This is a genomic window from Vagococcus fluvialis bH819, from assembly GCF_900163795.1.
GTDB classification, from domain to species: Bacteria; Bacillota; Bacilli; order Lactobacillales; family Vagococcaceae; genus Vagococcus; species Vagococcus fluvialis_A.
The window spans coordinates 57,459-78,699 of the sequence record NZ_FWFD01000018.1; the positions used below are offsets into that span (position 1 = coordinate 57,459).

Genomic DNA, 21,241 nt, shown 5'->3' on the forward strand with positions numbered 1-21,241 from the left:
GTCGTTACATACGATACAATGATTACGAAGATGCGTGTAATGACTATATACGTAGTAACTGGAAATCTTTTGTTGGTCGCAAAAGGTTTCTTTTTTTATGGTCTGAAAGGGGAAATGTCATATATATGATGTTTTCCTTTTTTTAGTTTTTGAATATTTTTAGTTAAATAAGTTTTTAGATGTAAATTTGTTAGCATATTTATAAATTGATTTAACGGTAATTCATCTGCAAAGTACATACTAAACGTTGTCATAACATAGTCTGATAAACTCATTGACTTAATATTGAAACACTCACAATAAGCTTTTTCTAACGTATCCAGTTCATTAATAAAAGAAACATATAGGATAAATTCGATATATTGATAATCACTAAAAACTGATTTATCATCTAAAAAACTAACTTGATAAGTTTCTTTAGCATAGTCTGTTAGAAATAGTACAAATGAGTCATACTCTGCAAAGTTACTAGTAACATTATTTTCAGATAAGATAAGTTGTTCTTGATAGAACCAGTCACACATTGAAATTTTTGTGATGTCTAGCTCTGCAAGTGGTGTATGTAAATATCTATTTAATGAGTACATACTCAATTCTTGATTAATACTATCTAATAGATTTTGTTGTTTATATAAGATGATGGGTATCTCTTTAAAATTGTTAATAGGTTTTAAGGGGACAGTTAAGTTCATCTTGATAGCTCCTTTAATTTAATCAAAAAACCATTTTTGCTAATATCAACATAAAGATAAGCCAAGTTTTCATCTTTGGTTTGTTCGTAAGTGTCATAAATCATGTTTAAAATATCATCAAGACTAAAGTCTGTAGGTTCTGTTCTTACTAAATGATGAATTTTTTTAGCAAGCTCAATATAATTCCAACCTGTTAATTTTTTATAAATCGTTCGTGAGTTCATAGACGATTTTCCTCTCTCTCGTTGTCTGCGTTTCTTTCAAAATAACGTTTCTATAAAACCAACTCATTTCGTATTCTTCATCATAGATAAACACTACTAAAGCTAGTAATAATTCCTTATACATATTAAAACCTACTTTCAAAAATCTAATATTTTTTAATGCTAAGAGTTGTTGCTCTTTAAATTCTTTAGTCTTTGAACCATTTGAGTTAGGTGTACAGGGGAGGGGGGCTGGTCATTTGTTTAACTCATGCCTGAGGGATACACAATGCTCCTTTCTTATTTAGATTGTTATGGTTCATTTGTTGCTAGTATGCTTGGGTGTGGGGGCTATAAAGTGTGAGAACCATAGGCACAAAGATTATACAAGGGCGAGCTTGCTCGTTTATATACCCTTGTCTAATCGACTGAATATGGTACTTGTATCACTTAGCCCTCCACTCAAGCATACTAACTTGAACATAATCTAAATAAGAGAATAGGTATGCCGAATGATAAGCATGAGTTAAACAAATGACGGTTTTGACTTTTTGTTAAACGTTGCGAAGCAGCGTTTAACGGTCTTGGAGTGAGTGCAACGAACGACTTATTGAGGGAGCGGTGGAGGTGGCCGGAGCGACTGAAATAAATACCAAATAAAATTGTTTCCTCCTGAAGAAGATAGATCACTAACCAGGCATTTACTTCTTATGAACTTAAAATATTTAAAAACTGTTCGCTTGAAAATGAGAACGTACGTTTGTATAATTATGTCTAAAGGAAGTGAAAATGAATGTCTGAATACTACTTTAACTACGATAAAGAGCCTAGAGACGATATACTTTGTGTCGATATGAAATCCTTTTATGCCAGCGTTGAATGCGTAGAAAGAGGTCTAAATCCCTTAAAAACGATGCTTGTGGTTATGAGTAATGCAGAAAGTGGGGGAGGGTTAGCTTTAGCGACTTCTCCAATGGCAAAAAAGGTGCTAGGAATATCTAATGTGACTAGAAAATATGATATGCCTTACCATAAAGACTTGTTGATTGTTCCTCCACGTATGAACCTTTATATCCAAAAGAATTTAGTCATTAATAATATCTTTCGTCAGTACGTATCAGATGAAGATATCCTGATCTATTCTATAGATGAAACATTTATTCGAATAACGGCTTCTAAAATACTATTTCATATGAATGCTTATGAGTTTGCGGCCCAATTCCAAAGAGAAATCTATCATGAAACTGGCTTGTTTTGTACAATCGGAATCGGGGACAATCCCTTGTTAAGTAAACTTGCTTTAGATAATGAAGCTAAGAAAAACAAAGATATGATTGCTACCTGGAGATACGAAGATGTACCAAATACGGTCTGGCAAATTAAGAATATGACTGACTTTTGGGGCATTAATACCAGGACTGAAAAAACATTAAATAATAAAGGCATTTACTCCATTAAAGAGTTAGCTAATTATGATTACTTCAATCTAAAGGCTAGCATGGGAATTATGGGTGAACAACTATTCGCTCATAGTTGGGGTGTAGATAGAACGAAATTATCAGACGTGTACGTCCCTAAATCAAAATCTATAGGCAACAGTCAAGTTCTAATGAAAGACTATACAGACGTGTCAGAAATCAAAATAGTTATAAGGGAAATTGCTGAACAAGTGGCTACAAGGATACGTTCAAGTGGAAAACAAACGTCTTGTGTTAGACTAACCATAGGATACTCTAGATTTGATTCTGAACGTGGTTTTAACCGACAAATGACTATTCAACCTACTAATCAATCAAAGGAGTTAACGGCTCAATGTATGCGATTATTTGATAAGTTTTATAACCCAAAAATGGCAGTTAGAAATATAGCCATTAGTTACTCAAAATTAACAGATGATACGTCCCTTCAGTTAAATTTATTTGATGAACCAACAGAAATAATTGCTAACAAGGAGCTGGACGAGGTTGTCGATACAATCAGGAATCGGTATGGTTTTTCTTCCCTAGTACATGCGAGTAGCTATGTGGAAGGTTCAACGGCATTAAAACGAGCTTCACTTGTCGGTGGGCATGCGGGCGGTAATGAAGGGATTAATCAATGATATTCGATAGGTTAGAAAAACAATTTTATGATTTGATTGCAGCGTTTGAAGCGGAGGAAATTACTTATAGCGAATTCGAGTATGAATTTGCTGCATTTGGTGATAATACAGCCATTGCTGTTGGCGAAGAGCTGTTTACTTTTTGGGCCAATATACCAGGAGATTATCTTCAGCAAAGAAAAAATGAATTAATTTAAAGAGGTGAGGAAATGATTGAATTAAATGATTATTACGAGGATCGTGGGATTGTAAAGTACAATGGTTTCTATCTATCTGAACACACGGCAGATATTAATACAGCCTCAATTGAAAGAAATAAAGTAATTGCTGGAAGAGATCAAATGTCAATGGAATTGATATTTGAAATTGTAGATTTTGCGATATATAAGAATAAACGAATCTCTATTCAATTGAACATTAAAGATATTGAAGGTAATTTTTTAGAAGATTATACAGGTTTTGTGAGTGGTTATGATGAAAGGTTTATTTACCTTAATAATGTACCAGTTCCAATCTCACAAATAAGAAATATTGTTGAATTAGACGAAATCCCCTGGTTTAAGTAAAGTAATGTAATAGCCCTTTTGTCTTAATCTGTATCTGTAGTTATACTAATTTAAAAAGCTCTCAAGATAAGCATCTGAGAGCTTTATTTAATAAATTTATATATGTAAATTAAAATTTTAGTAGAATATTCTGTTATTGAACAACAGACAATAAATGATTTTTTAAACTATTTAGTTCTGATTCCTTATTTTCTTTAATTAAGTATTCTTCTTTATTTATCACCACTTTGTTTCCGTTTGATATCTCTATATTGTATACAATTTTGTCTTTCTTATAAAAAACTATTTGATAATTAAATTGGCTTTGGTTAGGCGTCAATTTCATACTGAAGTTCTGTGCATTCTCATCTTTTTTAACAAACAAAAGATTTACATTACCTATTAATGTTTTTAAAAAATTTTGATCTTCGGCTTCCCAATGCTTATCTTGGCCACTTCCATCTTTAACTACAATCTTTACTTTATCAACTTCATCAACTGAGATAGTTGGCGGTGTACTCCCCTTACAGGCTGATAATATAACCAAGCAAATAACAAACAATACAAAAATAATGGATTTATTTTTCTTCATTGTAAACACCCCTCTTTATTAATAAATATATAAATTATAACATAAATAACGATTAAATAAACATTTTTAATTAAAACGTAATCAATATTGACTTATTAAAAAATAGCGCTTACACTCATGTTGAGTTAACTCAAAAAAATATTTTAACAAGGAGCTTAAGAAATGAAAATGAAATCGTTTATTACTACAACTTTAATTTGTTCCTCTCTTTTAGGTGTTCTAGCTGTTGGTCCATTTGCGTCGCTGAATGCTTCTGCTAGTGAAGTAGCAAAATCAGAAATTGTAACTAATGAGATAGATTTGAATTCTGATGAAGTATCAATATCAGAAAATATGACAAAAGACGAAATGCTACAATCTATTTTTGATGAATTAGGAGTTTCTAAAGAACAAGCGGAACAAAATATTTTTAAAGGCAGTCAAAGAATGCTGCGTCAAGTAAATGAGGAAAACTTTGTTTTAGTTAGAGCAACTTGGCAAGATCGCCAAATCAATAATAGTGTTGAAGGGGGAACGGCATATTTCTATTGTAGAACTACTGAAAGTGGTGGGTTTAGAGCGATTAAAGAAATAATTTATGCTGGTTTTAACCATCCAAAATATGGATTTTCAGGTACGTTACAATATGGACTTCCTGATGCCAACCGTATTCACTATACATTGAATGGTGCTTTATATAATCATGCCACTACTAGTATTTCAGGTGGTGGAAGTGTAGGAGTAACTGGAGTAGGTTCTATTAATCTTAGCTCAACAGTAACTACTAACTTTGTTAAAAATGTATTTGTAACTAGAGACGTAAGATTTTAAGATTTCCTACATGTAAGTTATGTTATAAAGTTATCAAAGACTATAAAAATTAGGGTTTTACATTGGGTGTATCCTAACCTTAAAACGAGCTAGTATTTTATTAATACTAGCTCGTTTTTTTACAATATTAAAACTAAAAGATATACCTTCTCTATCACTGAGATTGATTCTTTTTCCAATCATTTAAAATCTTTTCTTTTTCTGTTTTTTTGGAGTTCCATTTATTTATATTGTTTAAAGAAATATTTTCGCCAAAATATAAAAATTCCGGAATATAGTCTATGCTTCCTTTTTTTTCTAAAACCTCATACTCTTCTAAAGTTAAAGAAGTGTCCCAGTAACGTTTTATGATGTTCTTTCTTTTCTTATAGTTAAGCGGCCATGTACGTTGCAATTCTAGATATATGCTATAACTAAAAACTCTTATTTTGCTACGGTCTAATTTTTCTGAATCAACTATAAATATAGCATTATTAAAATGTACGTTTAAGTTTTTACCTAGTTCATTTTCTCTAAAAAAATAAATAGCCTTTTGTGTTTTAAATTCCTCGAATTCTTGTGGACGTTTGTTATCAAGTATTTTTCTTCTAATAAAGTTTTCAATATGATTTATGTCTTTTTTTCTAACATTTCTTAAGCCTTCAGTATTAATTTTTTTTCCTCTATTTGTTGTATGATACAATTTCATTTTCTAACTCCATTCTTTTTTATGTATAAAAAATACCAATAGATAACGTTGTGTCAAAACCTCTAAAATAGTTTTATACGTTGTATTTTATATATTTTAAATTCATATAATAGAGATTTTTCCAGCAAAAAAGCTCTCAGAATCAATCTGAAAGCTTTAAATCTTTCTCCTTAACATACTAATCACTACTTAAACCGTGAAATCCTTTAAAAGCAGATGATGAAGTATTATCTGCTTTTAAATTTTCTTCAGGTTCTTTGTTTACTTCTTGATTGATAGTTGATTCCTGGTAAGAATTAATCATGTTGTGGTGTGTCATATAGAATTTCATAGCTTCTTTAAATTGAATAGCAATAGGTTTCTTTTTTTCCTCATAAGTGGACTCTAAAAATTCTAATATTTCTTTTTCATCAACTTTATTAGGGTTTAAACTTATCTCGATGCGTTTATTCTTTGGTTTTTCCATTTAGGTAGTACTCCTTTTCTACTGTGTGAGACCATGTTTTAAATATCCTTTAACATTTGAAAATTGTCCTCCTTCACTATACAAAATTTTCATATTGTTAAAAGAAGAAGAAACAATATCTTTGTTTATTACTCTACTACCTCCACCGGTGAAAATCAAACAGTCAATTGATGAAAGATGTGGGAAACTAGTTTTTATTTCGTTTACAGTGTGTTTTGTATATAAATCAATACATTTGACTAGATCATTGGTTAAATTTACAGTATTTTTTGATCCACTATAGCTATTTGGAGAGTAGATAAATTCTTTACCACCACTTTTAATCCCAGCAGTCACGCAGTTCTCTATTTCAAATATATTCGGTTTAATCGAACTATCAACGTCTAGAAATTCTTGAATCATATTGTATAAGGTCCACATGCCAGTATCCTTTTGTTGTCTTTCTCCAGTTTCCATTTTAAAATTTGTGACAATATCAAATAGTTTTGTTAAGCCACCAATATCTATGACAGCAACTTTTTGTTTTGACAATTCCTCATTTTTAAAAGTTAGGTCGTCGTTTAAAATAGTATCGTAATAAGTTCCTACTGGTTGAGGAATTGCATAAATTTTAGTTATTTCAACGTTAACAGTCTTTCCATTAATCTCTACTGAATGTTGTCTTTTTGCATATTCTTCAATAATTCGAAAATTTTCTTTTGAAAAATCTTCGGAAGGAAAACCAATCACTAACTCAGCCTTTACAATATCCTCTAAAAATTCAGAAGCCAACTCACAAATACAAAAACTAAGCATATCCTTAAAAATTTGACTTTCATAACGTTGTTTCCCAAAAGCTAAAGATTGTTCGATGTGTCCGTCTTTACCTAAAGAGTGGATGCCTTCACCAAAGTAATATGAAGAAGAGGAATGAATCATTTTGTATTTTTTTACACTTTCGTTCTTGTTAAAACTGTCAGCCCCAAAATCAAGCCTTCCTGAACCGTCCACAAACAAAGTATCAATGTATCTTGAAGGTATAGATACAGCTTTACCACCATTTCTAATTATTTTAGCCGATTTATTTCCTAGATCAATTGCAAATATATTTTTAGTCATTTAAAAAACCTCTTTCATTTATTTATAAAACTATATTACCGTATCAAACAATACGTGTCAATCAAAATATACGTATCAAAATATACGTATATTTTGATACGGTAATTATTTCAAAAGTATAAAAAATACCCGTAACAAAAGCCTGAAGTTAAATGGCTTAAATTACGAGTATTTATGTTTTTGTGGTCTTTGATAATCTTGATTGTTGGTACTAACTCTTGTATAAGGGTTTACTATAGTAATTAATATGATTTACTGCTTTTTTAGATTTGAACATTTTAAATTATTATTGTACTAAATCATATAGATTAAAATGCAATATTAAATATGTTATAATATTGTTTAATAAAGTCAGTTACACCCTCGGAAAAATACAGAAATATATAACTAGGAGGCAAAAATGAAAAAAATTACAGTGATAGCTATTGTGCCTATTGTAATATTGGCGCTTTTGAGTTATATTTTCTACAGTTCTAGTATAGAGGAATCTTACAAAGAAGAGGGAACAAAACCTACTGACTATGTTATTAAAATTGGTGATAACTATACTCTTGATAAAACGTCTGCTAAAGAATCATCTTTAGTTTATCAAAATGGAAATGATAGGCGTTCAATGAATATAGATTATTTAGTAAAATTAAATTGGAATGACAACTATATTATATACTCAAAAAAAGAGAATGTATTTAAAAGACAGTATTGTATTATACAAAAAGTCACTGGTGATGTTGTTTATACTACTTCTAGGTTAAAAGAATTTGAAAAAGAACTAAAAGATAGAAACATTGAAAAAGAATTATTAAAACTATCCAAATTTGATTGGTATCTTCCATAATAAGAAAATACTTTGATTTACAAGAACAGTATACAATCGAAAAGTAGCTTGAACCAAAATCATTTTTGATTTTTAGGTTCAAGCTACTTTTTTAATTTTTCTAAATTTTCTTACTTCAAAAACACTTTCCTTTTAAAAATGTAAAATGAGAATTTCTTATTTAGTCAATAACATTAGCTATTATATGCAATCGTAATATTATAGTTTCCTATTAAACCAAGTGTTTGCATTCCAAAAGCATAATTATTAACAAAACCTGTTTTTATACTATCATAATTCATTAAGGCAAAGTCATAATAATCTGTAATTATAGTATAGACTTTAAATCCTCCATTAGACTGACGAACGTATTGGGTTGAATAATTTACATGAGCCAATGCGTAATATGGATCACCTGAGGTAAAATAATACGTTCCGGATTTAGTTGCAGTATTTACATTGGGTTTATCACGAACATTTACTTTCCACCAATTAAAATCCTGGCCCGCAAAACCATTATCAGTACAAAGCTGTTTAGCCCAGGCATTATTTTTCGAAAGATGATTCGCTGGTTTAGTGAAAGGAATAGCTACTTCAGCATGACGCATATACATTGCAGCATTTGGATAACCTCCAGCTTTTACTAAAGTTGCACCTGCATTCCAATAAGTTCTAGCAGCAGTTACTGTTATTTCGATTGGACCACGACTTGCTAAGAGATTGTTACTACTAGGCATCGCTCTTTCACTAAGCATTCTATTGTATGCCTCTTCTTGATTTGCTTCGTTATCAATGAGAAGTTCTTGAATTAATGAGTTGATTTCTTCGGATGTTATTAGTTCATTATTTTGAGCATCAGAAATAATTTGATTAGCCACTTGAGAAACTTGTGGATTTTGTAATGCTGTGTCATCAATCATCGATTGTGTTTCGTCACTAATAATAAGCTCCTCATTTGAGCTATAGGGGTTATTAGCTACGTATTCTTCGTTAGGAGCCTTTATTTCATTTAGTATGGCTTCTCCTGTAGAGTCCGCAAAAGCATTACTAGTTATTCCTATTCCTAACAAAATTATCATACCTGTAAAAATATAAAAGTTTTTTTTCATTTGTAAAATCACTCCTTTATTTGATATAAGGAATTATAACATCTAGTTAAGCGTTTACATTACGTTTTTCCTAAACGATAAATTTAATATCTTAAACGTTCTCTAAATTTTTTTTATAATAAACCCGATTTTACGCATGAGCATAAGAACTTAATTCTCTGATGTGGCTTCTATAGATAAATCGAAATTTCTAAAGGTAATCTTATGTCTATGTAAATTATAGGTGTACCTCAATCATACAGATAGGCAGATTGACTTAATCAGCTATTGAACGTCTTATTAGGGTGTGTGATAATGATATGTAAGTCTAGTATTCAACTAATTAAGGATGAATTATATAACAATTTGTTGACAGAAATGTTCAGGGAATTCACAATCTTGTTAAAAATGAAAAAGGTGTTAAATCAAGGTTCTAATGTTCATTTTTAGCTAGACCAATTTAAAATCACAATGTTGGTCATTTTTAAGCACGTGGTTAGTGCTAGTTGTTTTAATAAGCATTATGTTAACTATTTTTTAGCAATTTAAAGTGTGATTAACATGAGAGGCATTATAACGAGTTGGTTTTGATGTTATAATTAAAACAATAACTTTTATTTAGGAGTATTGATATGGAGAAAAATACACATGAAAATTGCCCTGTAGCGACTACCTTAAATTTACTAAGTAATAAGTGGAAAATACTGATTATTCGAGAACTTTTAGATACGACTAAAAGGTATGGAGAGCTTAAAAGAAATATTCAAGGTGTTAGTGAAAAGATGTTAAGTCAAAGTCTTAAAGAAATGGAACAAGACAAATTGATAAAGAGAACCGTTTATGCTGAAGTTCCCCCAAAAGTCGAATATTCTTTATCAGAAATTGGAGACACTCTACGTCCTATTATAAATTCAATGAAGTTATGGGGAGTAGAATATCAAGAAAAAATATCTCAAAACTAACTAAAAAGTAAGTAGCTAACTAAAAAGTGGCTACTTACTATTTTTTTGTAGTCTGCTTATAATGGCTTTAATAAATATTTGGAGGTAATTTCCATGAGAGAAAGTAATTTAACCGTTATTGGTCATAAGTTTGTATCAAATGATGTTTTTATGTCAGCAGAGAAGTTAGATAATCAAGAAGTTTTAAAAGTAATTAAAGATCCTGTTATTGATAAAGAAGATGAACCAACTTTTGCAAAATTAATAGACTGAAGTGACCCCTAAAAGTTAGACACGATTATTTCATTAGGCTACTTGCTCAAAATGAGTTCGGTATTGCACTGGGCTCATTTTTAATTTTACCTTGATTCGTTTCGTGTTGTAATACATTATATAGTTTTCAAGTTCCTTTTTAAAATGTTCTATACTTTCAAATTCTTTTAAATAAAAGAATTCTGATTTCATAATGCCGAAGAAGTTCTCCATTACTGAGTTGTCGTAACAGTTCCCTTTACGGGACATACTTTGTACAATTCCTTTTTCTTTAAGGACATGGCGATATTGCTTCATTTGATAATGCCAGCCTTGATCAGAATGGATAAGCAGATCATGTACCTCTGGCAACCTTTCAAAAGCTTTTTCTGACATTTCAGAAACTAACGAATAGGTAGCTCTAGAACCAATTGTATAGGTAATAATTTCGCCATTAAATAAATCTAAAATAGGCGATAAGTATAGCTTTTCTCCAAATAATTTAAATTCTGTAATATCTGTTACCCATTTTTGATTAGGATTTTCTGTGGTAAAGTTACGTTCTAAAATATTAGGAGCGATTTTCCCTACAGTACCTTTATAAGATTTGTATTTTTTCATACGTACGACACACTTTAAACTTAATTCTTTCATGATACGTTGAACTTTTTTATGATTTACTTTTTGTCCACGATTCGCTAGCTCATCACGAATTCGACGATAGACGTATCGACCTTCATGTTCATTAAAAATCGATTGGATTTCGATTTTTAAATTTGCATCTGGATCAAGCTGATTCATCTTTCTAACTAAATTGTAGTACGTACTACGTGATATTTCTGCGATTTCCACAAGTGCCTTCACCGAGTATTTATGCCTTAGTTCATAGATAATCTTTACTTTGTCTTTTTTGGTGATTTGTGCTTGGATTGAACTAAGGCGCTGAGCTTTTTTAAATACTCATTTTCCATACGTAGACGATTAATCTCAGCTTGAAGTGCTTCTGTTGAGTCTTTGATAGGTAATTTTTTAGATTGCTTATTGGTTTCTTTTTTCATAGAAGGATGCCCCTTTTTCTTTGATTGAAAGGCATCAAATCCATTTTTTTCAAATTTCCTTTTCCATTTAAGAATGGTTGAATGCGAAGATATCCCGAAGATAAACGCTGTTTCATTTAAGGACGTACCGTTTTCAATCATGAAGTTTAGTACGTTTAGTTTAAACTGTTCTGTGTAATTTGTATATTGTTTTACAAATATTCCGGGTCCATTGTATTGATATTGCTTTACCCACTTTAAAACAGTTGCGTGTTCTGTACCTATCGATTTAGCTATTTCATATGAACTTTCATGTCCATTTATATATCGTAGAGCTATTTGTAATTTTTCTTCCGGAGTAAATTTAGCCATATAAAAACTGGACCTCCAATTATTTTATGTGTCTAATAATTGGGGTGCAGTTCATTAATATGTTAGTTGTTTTTTATTACTAATAATGCTAAGTATATGTATTTTTTCAAAATATCTGAATAACTATTAATCATATCAACCTTTTAAAAGGGGAATGAGGTATTTATTTGGATATAGCAACAAATAGCTAGTTTTCTAAGTGATTGAGAATTAATTTATTAACCCTTGGCTATGTCCGATATTTTGATTCATCTTATATTAAAAGATATCCTCAATAAAACTTAATAATTCCTTTTTTTTATTATCTGGCATTTGTTTGATTGTTGATATTAAGCGTTGTTCTACAGGAGAGAGCTCTTTATCAAAAAATTCAGATAAGGACACATTTAGAACCTCACAGATATGATTGAGTGTTATTAGAGATAATTTTGTTGAATTATTTTCTATTGCTGACACAAATGGAGGTGATACATTTATTTTTTTTGCCAATTCTTTTGCAGTCATATGATTTAATTTTCTCAGTTCTTGTATCTTATCACCTACTTGTATCACATTAAACACCCCTCTTTAAATAATCTTAAAGTTAAAAAAATCAAATATTTAATAACCTATAAGTTAATTCTTTTTGTTAATATACGTTAATTGTGTTAAGCTAGCTAAATATCTATATACTATAATATCAAAGGAGGAGCGTTATGGAAAATGTTATTGTAGCATTTGATGGTTCAAAGCATGCATTAAGAGCTATTGATCAAGTTAAGAAGTTAAAAAAAGGGTTTCCCAAATTAGAAATTACTGTATTAGAAGTTATTGATATCAATAAATTAAAAGATCAAGACTTGGATTTATCTAAAGATTTTGAAGAGCGTCAGAAAGACAGAGTTGATAATCTCTACAAAGAATTAGCAAGTGAATTAAAAGAATTTAATGGAATTGTTCTGAGCGGGGATCCAGCAACAAAAATAATAGAGCATATTAAAGATAATAATTACGATTTATTAGTTATAGGGAGTAGAGGTTTAAATTCTTTACAAGAGTTTCTTTTAGGTAGTGTCAGCCACAAAGTGATTAAACATATTTCTATCCCATCGTTATTAGTAAAATAAAAGGAGAGTTTTATGTTATTAAGTTTAAGAAAAGATGAGTGGTTTGGTAATGTAAAGGATGATGTGTTAGGGGGAGTGGTGACATCAATTGCCCTGATTCCTGAAGTGATTGGCTTTGCTATTATAGCAGGCGTCAATCCGATTACTGCCTTATTTGCTTCGGTCTCAACAGCCGTTGTTACGTCGTTTACAGGCGGCCGTCCTGGTATGGTTTCAGCAGCAGCAGGATCTATGGCTCTTATTATGGTTTCTATCATAAAAAATCATGGAATAGAGTATATGATTGCTGCAACCGTATTAACTGGTATCATACAGTTAGTCTTAGGTTATTTAGGAATACATAAGCTAATGAAGTTTATCTCAAAACCTGTCATGCTAGGCTTTGTTAATGCCTTAGCCATTCTGATTTTTATGGCACAAATTCAACAATTAGTAAACGTTACAACCATGACTTATGTTGTAGTGGGTGTTTCAATTTTATTTATGTTTTTTTTACCCAAAATTTTTAAGAGTATTCCCCCAGCGTTAATAGTTATTATATTGACAACTCTTATCTCAATGTTTAGTTCTATCAATTTACAAACAGTTGGAGATTTAGGAGATATGACAGGTAGTTTACCGACTTTCTCTATTCCTACTATTCCATTTACAATAGAAACCTTACTTATCATCTTGCCTGTTTCTTTAGGTTTAACAATGGTTGGGTTAATTGAGTCACTATTAACGCTCCCCTTAGTTGATGATATGACTAATACTCAAGGTAACAGTCACAGAGAAGTTAAGTCACAAGGTTTAGCTAATATAGTTACTGGTTTTCTTGGAGGACCAGCAGGATGTGCGATGATTGGTCAGTCTGTTATTAACGTTAAATCCGGTGGGAAAAAACGTCTATCAACTTTAGTTGCGGGATTATCGCTATTATTATTGATTGTATTTTTTAAAAATACGATGATTCAAATACCAACAGCCGCATTAATAGGTATTATGATAACTGTGTCATTTGAAACATTTGATTGGCAGAGCATCAAAAACATCAAGCAAACAGCGGTTTCTGATGTGCTAATAATGATGACAACGATTTTAATTGTTGTCTATACTCATAATCTTGCTATTGGAATTTTTGTAGGTGTATTTTTAAATATCATTTTATTTACAATAGAAATCTCTAAGTTGACTATTAATCAGAATGAAGCAACATTAGAAATTAAAGGAATATTGTTTTTTGTTTCGTCTAATTATCTAATTGAGTATTTCAAAAAGATTGATTTAGAAACAATAGACAAGATTGATTTTACAGATTTAAAAGTCTTTGATGAGACAAGTAAGTCTGTTCTGGATGATGTCATAAAAAAAATCGAGCATAAAAAATCAACCATTTTAATTATGAAATAAAAGGAACATCAAATCATTTATTTGATTTGATGTTCCTTTATTTTTACCGTTTATTTTAGCTCACTAATAATTTGATAATTCTTATTGCCGCCTGATAAATTGTAGACTTTTTCAAACCCAGCATTGATTAAAATATTTTGCGCGGCATTACCTGTAACTCCTTTATTACAGTAAGTGATTGTTGGAAGTGTTTTATTAAGGTTTTTTAGCTGCTCTCTCAAATCTGCCAACGGAATATTAATTGCCCCAGGAACGTGCGAAACATTAAATTGTTTAGGAGCTCTCGTATCAATAATTTGCAGTTGTTCTCCTTTAGATTGTAAACGTATTAATTCATGAGGAGTCATTAATGGTCTGTTTTTGTTAATAGCATTATCTAAGGCCATACCCGTATAAAGAATTGGATCTTTAGTTGTTGCAAAGGGTGGCGCATACGCTAAGTCTAAATGGAATAAGTCTTCAGCAACGGCACCAAATGAAATAGCAGTTGCAATAACGTCAATTCGCTTATCTGCTCCTTGTGGCCCAATGATTTGTGCCCCAAGAACTCTACTAGTCTGTTTATCAGCAATTGCTTTAATAGTTAGCTCTTTACCACCAAGATAATCTGCATTGTTAGGTTTAATACTGTATAAGGTTTCAATTTCGTATCCTTCAGCTAAAGCTTCTGTTTCAGATAATCCAGTATAAGCAATGTCTAAATCAAAAACGCGAACAATACCAGTTCCTAAGATACCACGATGCTCCAATGTCCCTCCTGTTAAAACATCACCTACAATTCGGCCCATTTTATTTGCGGTTGAACCAAGTGGTCGGTAAATAGGTTTTCCAGTAATCACAGAATAGCTCTCTGAAACATCACCAACAGCGTAAATATCAGGGGTAGATGTCTGCAATTTTTTGTTGACGCTAATTGCCCCAGAACCTCCGATTTTAACAGGTAAATTTTCTACTAGCTTCGTATTAGGGACAACACCAGTTGCTAAAACAACCATGTCTGTCACAATATTTTCACCGCTAGTAGTTTCTAGATTTGTAATGACGTCATCACTTGTGTGTACCTTGGTAACTATCGTATTTAGATGAATGACTACCTGATTTATTTCTAATTCTTTTTGAATTCGAAAAGCCATGTCTTGGTCCATATGTTTCATGAGTTGTGAGCTACGTTGTAGGAGTGTTACTTTAATTCCAAGTCTAGTTAGTTGCTCTGTCATTTCTAAACCGATGAAGCCACCACCGATAATGGTAGCTGTTTTAGGAGTGCTTTCCTAAATGTATTGATGTATATGTTTAGCATTTTTTATGTTTCTTACTTGGAATAGATTATCAATTTGTCCTAAGCTACTAAATACATCAGGAGTAATTGGTGTCGCACCAGTTGCAAGAACTAGATAATCATAATTTTCAATTCTTGTTTCATTTGTTTGAAGATTAGTTACTTGGACTTTTTTATCTTCATTATCAATTTGTATAACTTTATGTTCTGTGAAAATATCAACGTTGTATCTTTTTTTAAACCATTCAGCATTTCGAGGGGTTAATGTATCAACATTTTCAACTTCTCTTCCTATATAATAAGGAATACCGCAAATTGAATAAGAAATATCTTTGTCTTGATCAAAGACCATAATTTCGACATCTTCGTTATTTCTGCGTGCTTTAGCAGCAACACTTGTTCCAGCAGCAACTGAACCAATAATAATAATTTTCATATAAACTCCCCTTATAAATAGTCTAATTTAATCTTTTTTTAAAGCGATAAATATCATTTTAATAATTATATGCCATATCTGTACTCGTTATATCTGTCCTCTCAGTAGAAAGCATAATTAGTTATCATGGGATACGCAATAAGAATATCATTTTCTGAACCAATAGTAGTAATAAAAAGCTTGATAATAGATGAGTTTATTTAACGCTTATCATAATAACAAGTGAAGAATGTATCATTTAAAAAAATAAAATTTATTCTTATCAATTTTGAAATAGATTTTTCGAAAAAAATATTTTATTATTTGAAACGTTGATAAAACAGCTTTAATGGGAGGTGTTCATAAAATGTGAGCGCTATCTTTTTTTAGTTTAACTGTTTTTAGTTTAAAATATTTAATAAAAATGTTATAGTTATTAGTGAGATTGTTAAAAAGTGAATATAACCGGTTGGGCGTAAGCTTTCAAGGTGTGTTTTTCTAGGGCGAGAAAAACAAGCTTGAGTACGTCCAAACGAAAAGGCGTGTTCTTTTAAAGAATACGCCTTTTTTGCTTTCCTTTTTTAATTAATCACCAATGGATAAAAGTTGTTATTCAAAAGAAGGGGGAGTTATGTTGAAAGATATTATTGTTGAAATTATGTCAACTGAACAATTGATTAAACAAGAACGAATAGATTTGGAAAATCAATTAAAGCAAATAAAGAATAACAATATTAAAGCATTAAAGAATAGAGAAAAAGAATTGGAACAAGAGCTTTATGATGAGTTAAAAACTTATGAAGACAATCAGCAAAAGCTACTAGATGACTGTATGAAAGAAAGTCAAAATTGGAAACAAGAAAAGTCTTCCCAATTAGCTAGATCTTTTGAAACCAATGAAGATTCTGTTGTCGATGCGTTGTTGAAGGAGGTTGAAACAATTTATGGCCATTTCTAAAATGGAAAAAGTAACGATTATTTCACCTAAATGTGAAGAAGAGAAAATTTTACGCATCATGCAAGATCTTCAAAACATTGAAATTGTTGATAGTGTGAATGAATTGAATAATCAATACCAAACTAGACAGTTTGATGTGGTTAACCTTGAGCAAAATAGACAAAAAGAAGATGAATTGAATCAGTTACAAAATCGTATTCAAAAGGTTCTTAGCTATTTATCTGTTCATATTTCTAAAGCACCTGAGTTGTTAAATGAAGTTCAGACGTTTTCAGAATTTGAAGAAGAGATTGATTTTGAATCTATTCAAGGATTATTGAATCAAGTCAATGACTGGCAGGAAAAGGAAAAAGTCATCACAGATGAGATGGCTGAAGTCAGAGTAGAGATAGAAAATTTGAGACAGTGGCAGTATTTAACTGTTAATCCAAATGAAACAAAGGATTCAAAATACCTTCGCTCTGTCTTAGTCGATTTTTCTTTAACGGTTAAAGAAAAGTTGCTAGAAAAAGTTGAAGAATTTTCTACATTATTTGAAGTAGTCTACGAAAGTCAATCTAGACAATATGCTTTCATTGTTTTTTTAGAAAAAGACGAGGAGCAACTGAAAGAATTAGTTTCGACTTATGGCTTGAACGTATTGGATTATTCTCATGATCAAGCGCCCAAGAAAATATTTGAGTCATTAGAAAATAGATTAGTTACACTAAATAAAGAAAAAGAAGCTATTATCAAACAAGTTAGTACCCAACACGAATTGATTAATCCCTTAAAAATGGCAGAAGAATCAGTATTGGCGGAAATTGACCGAAATCATGTGAAGGAAAAACTTGCCGATTACAAAGATTTAACTATCATTCGTGGTTGGATTGAAAGTGACCGAGCAGAAAGTTTTGAAGAAAATATAAAGGTTAAGCTAGCAAGTAATATTCCCGTTTTAGTCACATTTGATGAAACGAAACAAACAGAAGATGTCCCAACGGCGTTAAAAAATAATAAATTAGTGAAACCATTTGAATCACTGACAGAGATGTACAGTTTACCTAAATATGGTGAGCTTGATCCAACCCCACTGCTGACTCCATTTTATATGGTGTTCTTTGGAATGATGGTAGCGGATTTAGGTTATGGTTTGTTGATGCTTGTTGGAACTTTTGTGTTAAGTAAGAAAAAGACTTTAAGACGAAGTGCTAGAAATTTTATTAACTTATTTAAAATATTATCTGTTCCTGTTATGATGTGGGGCTTAATTTATGGGTCATTCTTTGGGCTATCACTTCCGTTTCATGTCTTGTCAGCAACAGAAGATATGAATAGTATCTTGATTCTTTCTGTTTGCTTCGGGATGATTCAACTTTTAGTAGGTTTATTAATTAATGGTATCCAATTAGTGAAGAAAAAAGATTACTTGAAAAGTGTGAGTGAATCATTTGCGTGGCAAGGTATTTTAATTGGAGCTGTGCTACTTGTTTTAGGTAACATCGTGTTACAGAATGAAGGATTGAAAAATGCTGGTTTGATTTTATTTGTTATTTCAGGTGTTTTAATTATTTTAATTCCTATGATAACAAGCAAGTCAAAAGGAAAAGGATTAGTACAGGGTATGTATTCTTTTTACGGTATAACAGGTTACATTGGCGACTTAGTTAGTTACACTCGTTTAATGGCACTAGGAATTTCAGGTGGAAGTATTGCAGGAGCCTTTAATATGCTAGTTGGTTTTATGCCACCAGTGGCTAGATTTACTGTAGGTGTGGCGTTGATTATCGTACTTCACGCCTTAAATATCTTTTTAAGTCTGTTAAGTGCGTATGTTCACGGAGCAAGATTACAGTATGTCGAATATTTTGGTAAGTTCTTTCAAGGTGGCGGAAGGAAATTTTCACCTTTCAAACCAAAAGAGAAACACATTGATTTTAAAGTAGATAAATAGAAAATTTAGGAGGAAATATTTATGTTTACGTATTTAATAGAGAATAATGGTGGGATTGTTTTTGCTATTTTAGGAATGGCAATTGCAACTATTTTTTCAGGAATTGGTTCAGCAAAAGGTGTGGGAATGACTGGTGAGGCTGCAGCGGTGTTAACAACGGAGCAACCGGAAAAATTTGGTCAAGCCTTGATTCTTCAATTACTACCAGGGACACAAGGGCTATACGGTTTCGTTATTGCTTTCTTCATCTTAGGTAAAATGTCACCAGACATGGGAATGGTTGATGGTTTAGCTATGTTAGGTGCATCACTTCCAATTGCTTTTACAGGTCTTTCTTCAGGGATTGCACAAGGTCGTGTAGCAGCTGCTGGTATTCAAATTCTTGCTAAAAAACCAGAACATGCAACAAAAGGAATTATCTTTTCAGCAATGGTTGAAACTTACGCGATTCTTGGATTTGTTATTTCTTTAATGTTGATTTTACAAAACTAAGAAAGTAGGAAAAGTAATGAAAAATCAAGAACAATCAAAGGAAGAAATGATTCAGTACATCTTAAATCAAGGAAAAATTGAAAATGATGCTTATTTTGATAAAGAGAGTTATGTGTTAAATGAAGATTTCAAACAAAAAATGACAAAAATTGAGACAGATAAAGAAGCTCGATATCAAAAACAACGAGCTGTGATAAAAGAGACGTATGAAAAAAAAATACAACGAATTGAATTAGAAAAAAATCAAAGTATCATGTTAGAAAAACAAGCTTATTTAAAAAAAGTAATAGATAAAATGGCTGTAAAATTAAAAACATTGTCAAAAGAAGAGTCTCAATCTTTTATGAGTTCTATTTTTATCTCGAATGATTTAAGTGGACAAATAGATGTTTTAATTGGAGAACTTAGTCAAGAGACTATTACTCAAGAGTGGTTAGATCAGCTATCTAACCAAAATGAAATGCCTGTGACTTATGTACTTTCTTCAGAGGTAATTTCAAATGATGGTGGTTTTATCTTATCTCAAGACGGGATTGAATATAACTATCTTTACTCAAGTATTTTAGATCAAATAAGTGAAGAAAAGGAATATGATATTGTTTCTGAATTATTTAAAAATGAGGTGATCTAATGAAAGATATGCTTTATAACCAAATCAATACAATGGTTCGAATGGAAGAGAGTTATCTACTAAAATCAGAACACCTGAATAAAATGTTGCTCAGTGATAGTTTCGATGAAGCCAAAGAGCTACTACGAAACACGAAATACGATTCATATATTGATGAGTCAGACTTTTTAATGAATTTTGATTATTACTTAAGAAAAGAGCAACACCGATTATTTAAAAAAATGTATGAAGTAGCTCCGGAAAAAGAAGTTATTGATATCTATACTATGCGCTATACGTATCACAATTTAAAACTCATTACAAAAGCTTATTATAGTCATCAGCAGTTAGATCAGTATTTTATTGATGATGGTCAATATTCATTAGCGACAATAAAAAGTGCTGTAAAAAATGGGACGTCCACATCTATTAAAGGTCTTTTGATGGATAGTATTTTAGATGTAAAGGCTTATCTAGAAGAATATCAAGATGTTCGAGGCATTGATGTGATTTATGATCGTTATTACTTAAGACATCAACGTCAAGCCGCTAACAAATTAGACTATCCAGAATTATCAAAAGAAGTGATTGCTTTTATTGATTTGACGAATATATCTATGGTTTTCCGTGGTATTAAACAAAAAAGAACGCCAACTTTTTTACTGACGACTTTATCAAGCTTTGGTTCATTTGATAAAAAGCAATTAGCCAGTTTTGCGAATCAAACAGCTTCTGATTTCACTTCATTTTTAAGTGGTAGTGATTATCATGAGGTAACATCTTCTCTAGTTAATAAAGAAACAGATGAGATTAACCTTCTTTTACTAGCTAAAGAGAGGGATAATTTCTTAACAAAGATATACAATTTGGCTAATACACAAGCTTTTGGCCCATTACCTTTACTGTCTTTACTAAATGCTAAAGACATCGAGATTAAAAATATTCAATTAATTCTAGCTGGGAAAAAGAATAATTTCTCAGAAAAAGCAATAAGAGAAAGGATTCGTGAAAACAATGAGTTATAAAATTGGTGTTGTTGGTCATAAAGAATCTGTCATTGCTTTTAAGTTAGTTGGGTTTGATGTTATTTATGCTGAAACAAAAGTGGCAGCTAGAAAAGCAATAGATGAAATGGCTAAAGAAAATTATGGCGTTATTTATGTAAGTGACACCTTATTGTTAGAGATGCCTGAAGTGGTAAGTCATTATGAAAGCAAAGTTAAACCGGCATTGATTAGTATTCCAACCCATTTAGGAAGTAACGGTTATGGAAAAGGAAAAATCAAAGAATACGTAGAAAAAGCAGTAGGGCAAGATATTTTATAAGACGTAACAAGAATTAGAAAGGAAGAGCATA

General features: G+C 31.2%; 25 protein-coding genes, 1 pseudogene and 1 other annotated feature. Of the genes and pseudogenes, 15 read left to right on the top strand and 11 right to left on the bottom strand.

Features of this window, described 5'->3' with window-relative positions; all coding sequences use genetic code 11:
* Positions 1 to 95 precede the first annotated feature (95 nt).
* Genes FM121_RS13160 through FM121_RS14505 form a run of 3 tightly spaced genes read right to left on the bottom strand, consistent with a single transcriptional unit; the run spans position 96 to position 1,040 of the window.
* Complete coding sequence (locus tag FM121_RS13160; RefSeq protein ID WP_086952649.1) at positions 96 to 692, bottom strand: hypothetical protein; 597 nt, start codon at positions 690 to 692, stop codon at positions 96 to 98.
* A complete protein-coding gene (locus FM121_RS13165; RefSeq protein ID WP_086952650.1) occupies positions 689 to 916 on the bottom strand; it encodes a hypothetical protein in 228 nt (75 codons plus the stop codon). Before FM121_RS13165 ends, FM121_RS13160 begins: the two co-directional genes overlap by 4 nt.
* Positions 894 to 1,040, bottom strand: coding sequence for a hypothetical protein (locus FM121_RS14505; protein WP_179203882.1), 147 nt, complete (start codon positions 1,038 to 1,040; stop codon positions 894 to 896). Before FM121_RS14505 ends, FM121_RS13165 begins: the two co-directional genes overlap by 23 nt.
* A 648-nt stretch (positions 1,041 to 1,688) precedes the next feature.
* On the opposite strand from FM121_RS14505, the gene FM121_RS13170 reads away from it, so the two are divergent.
* The 3 genes from FM121_RS13170 to FM121_RS13180 are packed head-to-tail and all read left to right on the top strand — an operon-like array spanning position 1,689 to position 3,562.
* Complete coding sequence (locus tag FM121_RS13170) at positions 1,689 to 2,996, top strand: Y-family DNA polymerase (protein ID WP_086952651.1); 1,308 nt, start codon at positions 1,689 to 1,691, stop codon at positions 2,994 to 2,996.
* Positions 2,993 to 3,193 carry a hypothetical protein gene (locus FM121_RS13175; protein WP_086952652.1) on the top strand — a complete coding sequence of 67 codons (201 nt, stop codon included), beginning with the start codon at positions 2,993 to 2,995 and terminating at the stop codon, positions 3,191 to 3,193. Before FM121_RS13170 ends, FM121_RS13175 begins: the two co-directional genes overlap by 4 nt.
* Positions 3,194 to 3,205: 12 nt before the next feature.
* Positions 3,206 to 3,562, top strand: coding sequence for a hypothetical protein (locus FM121_RS13180; protein WP_086952653.1), 357 nt, complete (start codon positions 3,206 to 3,208; stop codon positions 3,560 to 3,562).
* A gap of 133 nt (positions 3,563 to 3,695) precedes the next feature.
* On the opposite strand, the gene FM121_RS13185 is transcribed toward FM121_RS13180, so the two are convergent.
* Positions 3,696 to 4,133, bottom strand: coding sequence for a hypothetical protein (locus tag FM121_RS13185; RefSeq protein WP_256958468.1), 438 nt, complete (start codon positions 4,131 to 4,133; stop codon positions 3,696 to 3,698).
* A 162-nt stretch (positions 4,134 to 4,295) separates the two neighbouring features.
* On the opposite strand from FM121_RS13185, the gene FM121_RS13190 reads away from it, so the two are divergent.
* Positions 4,296 to 4,943 carry a hypothetical protein gene (locus FM121_RS13190; RefSeq protein WP_086952654.1) on the top strand — a complete coding sequence of 216 codons (648 nt, stop codon included), beginning with the start codon at positions 4,296 to 4,298 and terminating at the stop codon, positions 4,941 to 4,943.
* A gap of 154 nt (positions 4,944 to 5,097) precedes the next feature.
* On the opposite strand, the gene FM121_RS13195 is transcribed toward FM121_RS13190, so the two are convergent.
* From FM121_RS13195 to FM121_RS13205, 3 genes are all read right to left on the bottom strand, one after another.
* Positions 5,098 to 5,631 carry a hypothetical protein gene (locus FM121_RS13195; protein WP_086952655.1) on the bottom strand — a complete coding sequence of 178 codons (534 nt, stop codon included), beginning with the start codon at positions 5,629 to 5,631 and terminating at the stop codon, positions 5,098 to 5,100.
* Positions 5,632 to 5,809: 178 nt separating this feature from the next.
* Entirely contained in the window at positions 5,810 to 6,097 is a 288-nt protein-coding gene (locus tag FM121_RS13200) for a hypothetical protein (protein ID WP_086952656.1), read from the bottom strand.
* Between the two features lie 18 nt (positions 6,098 to 6,115).
* Positions 6,116 to 7,195 carry a ParM/StbA family protein gene (locus FM121_RS13205; RefSeq protein ID WP_086952657.1) on the bottom strand — a complete coding sequence of 360 codons (1,080 nt, stop codon included), beginning with the start codon at positions 7,193 to 7,195 and terminating at the stop codon, positions 6,116 to 6,118.
* 400 nt (positions 7,196 to 7,595) lie between these two features.
* Here FM121_RS13205 and FM121_RS13210 point away from each other — a divergent pair, with 400 nt between their 5' ends.
* Positions 7,596 to 8,030, top strand: a complete 435-nt coding sequence (locus FM121_RS13210; RefSeq protein ID WP_086952658.1) for a hypothetical protein — start codon at positions 7,596 to 7,598, stop codon at positions 8,028 to 8,030.
* A gap of 173 nt (positions 8,031 to 8,203) precedes the next feature.
* Here the strand turns inward: FM121_RS13210 and FM121_RS14510 are convergent, their stop codons facing one another.
* Positions 8,204 to 9,118 (bottom strand): hypothetical protein, encoded by a 915-nt coding sequence (locus FM121_RS14510; protein ID WP_179203883.1) that lies wholly within the window; start codon positions 9,116 to 9,118, stop codon positions 8,204 to 8,206.
* A 611-nt stretch (positions 9,119 to 9,729) separates the two neighbouring features.
* On the opposite strand from FM121_RS14510, the gene FM121_RS13220 reads away from it, so the two are divergent.
* Together FM121_RS13220 and FM121_RS14515 are read left to right on the top strand one after the other, a co-directional pair.
* Positions 9,730 to 10,059, top strand: a complete 330-nt coding sequence (locus FM121_RS13220) for a winged helix-turn-helix transcriptional regulator (protein ID WP_086952659.1) — start codon at positions 9,730 to 9,732, stop codon at positions 10,057 to 10,059.
* Between the two features lie 93 nt (positions 10,060 to 10,152).
* Complete coding sequence (locus tag FM121_RS14515; RefSeq protein WP_179203884.1) at positions 10,153 to 10,311, top strand: hypothetical protein; 159 nt, start codon at positions 10,153 to 10,155, stop codon at positions 10,309 to 10,311.
* A 33-nt stretch (positions 10,312 to 10,344) separates the two neighbouring features.
* Here FM121_RS14515 and FM121_RS13225 read toward each other — a convergent pair.
* A protein-coding gene (locus FM121_RS13225; RefSeq protein ID WP_086952660.1) for an IS3 family transposase occupies positions 10,345 to 11,699 on the bottom strand; the annotation gives its coding sequence in 2 pieces (ribosomal slippage) (positions 10,345 to 11,231 and positions 11,231 to 11,699; 1,356 coding nt in all).
* Between the two features lie 258 nt (positions 11,700 to 11,957).
* A complete protein-coding gene (locus tag FM121_RS13230; RefSeq protein ID WP_256958469.1) occupies positions 11,958 to 12,251 on the bottom strand; it encodes a helix-turn-helix domain-containing protein in 294 nt (97 codons plus the stop codon).
* 143 nt (positions 12,252 to 12,394) lie between these two features.
* On the opposite strand from FM121_RS13230, the gene FM121_RS13235 reads away from it, so the two are divergent.
* Positions 12,395 to 12,805, top strand: coding sequence for a universal stress protein (locus FM121_RS13235; protein ID WP_086952661.1), 411 nt, complete (start codon positions 12,395 to 12,397; stop codon positions 12,803 to 12,805).
* Between the two features lie 12 nt (positions 12,806 to 12,817).
* Positions 12,818 to 14,197 (top strand): SulP family inorganic anion transporter, encoded by a 1,380-nt coding sequence (locus FM121_RS13240; protein WP_086952662.1) that lies wholly within the window; start codon positions 12,818 to 12,820, stop codon positions 14,195 to 14,197.
* A gap of 50 nt (positions 14,198 to 14,247) precedes the next feature.
* Here the strand turns inward: FM121_RS13240 and FM121_RS13245 are convergent.
* Positions 14,248 to 15,912: pseudogene (locus tag FM121_RS13245) on the bottom strand (FAD-dependent oxidoreductase).
* 446 nt (positions 15,913 to 16,358) lie between these two features.
* Positions 16,359 to 16,404 (top strand) — a sequence feature (sodium ion sensor (DUF1646 type); this cis-regulatory element may regulate processes involved in with the transportation of sodium ions).
* 121 nt (positions 16,405 to 16,525) lie between these two features.
* On the opposite strand from FM121_RS13245, the gene FM121_RS13250 reads away from it, so the two are divergent.
* The 6 genes from FM121_RS13250 to FM121_RS13275 are packed head-to-tail and all read left to right on the top strand — an operon-like array spanning position 16,526 to position 21,210.
* A complete protein-coding gene (locus tag FM121_RS13250) occupies positions 16,526 to 16,849 on the top strand; it encodes a hypothetical protein (protein WP_086952663.1) in 324 nt (107 codons plus the stop codon).
* Complete coding sequence (locus tag FM121_RS13255; protein WP_086952664.1) at positions 16,836 to 18,782, top strand: V-type ATP synthase subunit I; 1,947 nt, start codon at positions 16,836 to 16,838, stop codon at positions 18,780 to 18,782. Before FM121_RS13250 ends, FM121_RS13255 begins: the two co-directional genes overlap by 14 nt.
* Before the next feature lie 21 nt (positions 18,783 to 18,803).
* Complete coding sequence (locus FM121_RS13260) at positions 18,804 to 19,274, top strand: V-type ATP synthase subunit K (RefSeq protein ID WP_086952665.1); 471 nt, start codon at positions 18,804 to 18,806, stop codon at positions 19,272 to 19,274.
* Positions 19,275 to 19,290: 16 nt separating this feature from the next.
* A complete protein-coding gene (locus FM121_RS13265) occupies positions 19,291 to 19,905 on the top strand; it encodes a hypothetical protein (protein WP_086952666.1) in 615 nt (204 codons plus the stop codon).
* Positions 19,905 to 20,909 (top strand): V-type ATPase subunit, encoded by a 1,005-nt coding sequence (locus tag FM121_RS13270; RefSeq protein WP_086952667.1) that lies wholly within the window; start codon positions 19,905 to 19,907, stop codon positions 20,907 to 20,909. The genes FM121_RS13265 and FM121_RS13270 overlap by 1 nt, the downstream gene beginning before the upstream one ends.
* Positions 20,899 to 21,210, top strand: coding sequence for a V-type ATP synthase subunit F (locus tag FM121_RS13275; protein WP_086952679.1), 312 nt, complete (start codon positions 20,899 to 20,901; stop codon positions 21,208 to 21,210). Before FM121_RS13270 ends, FM121_RS13275 begins: the two co-directional genes overlap by 11 nt.
* Positions 21,211 to 21,241: the final 31 nt, after the last annotated feature.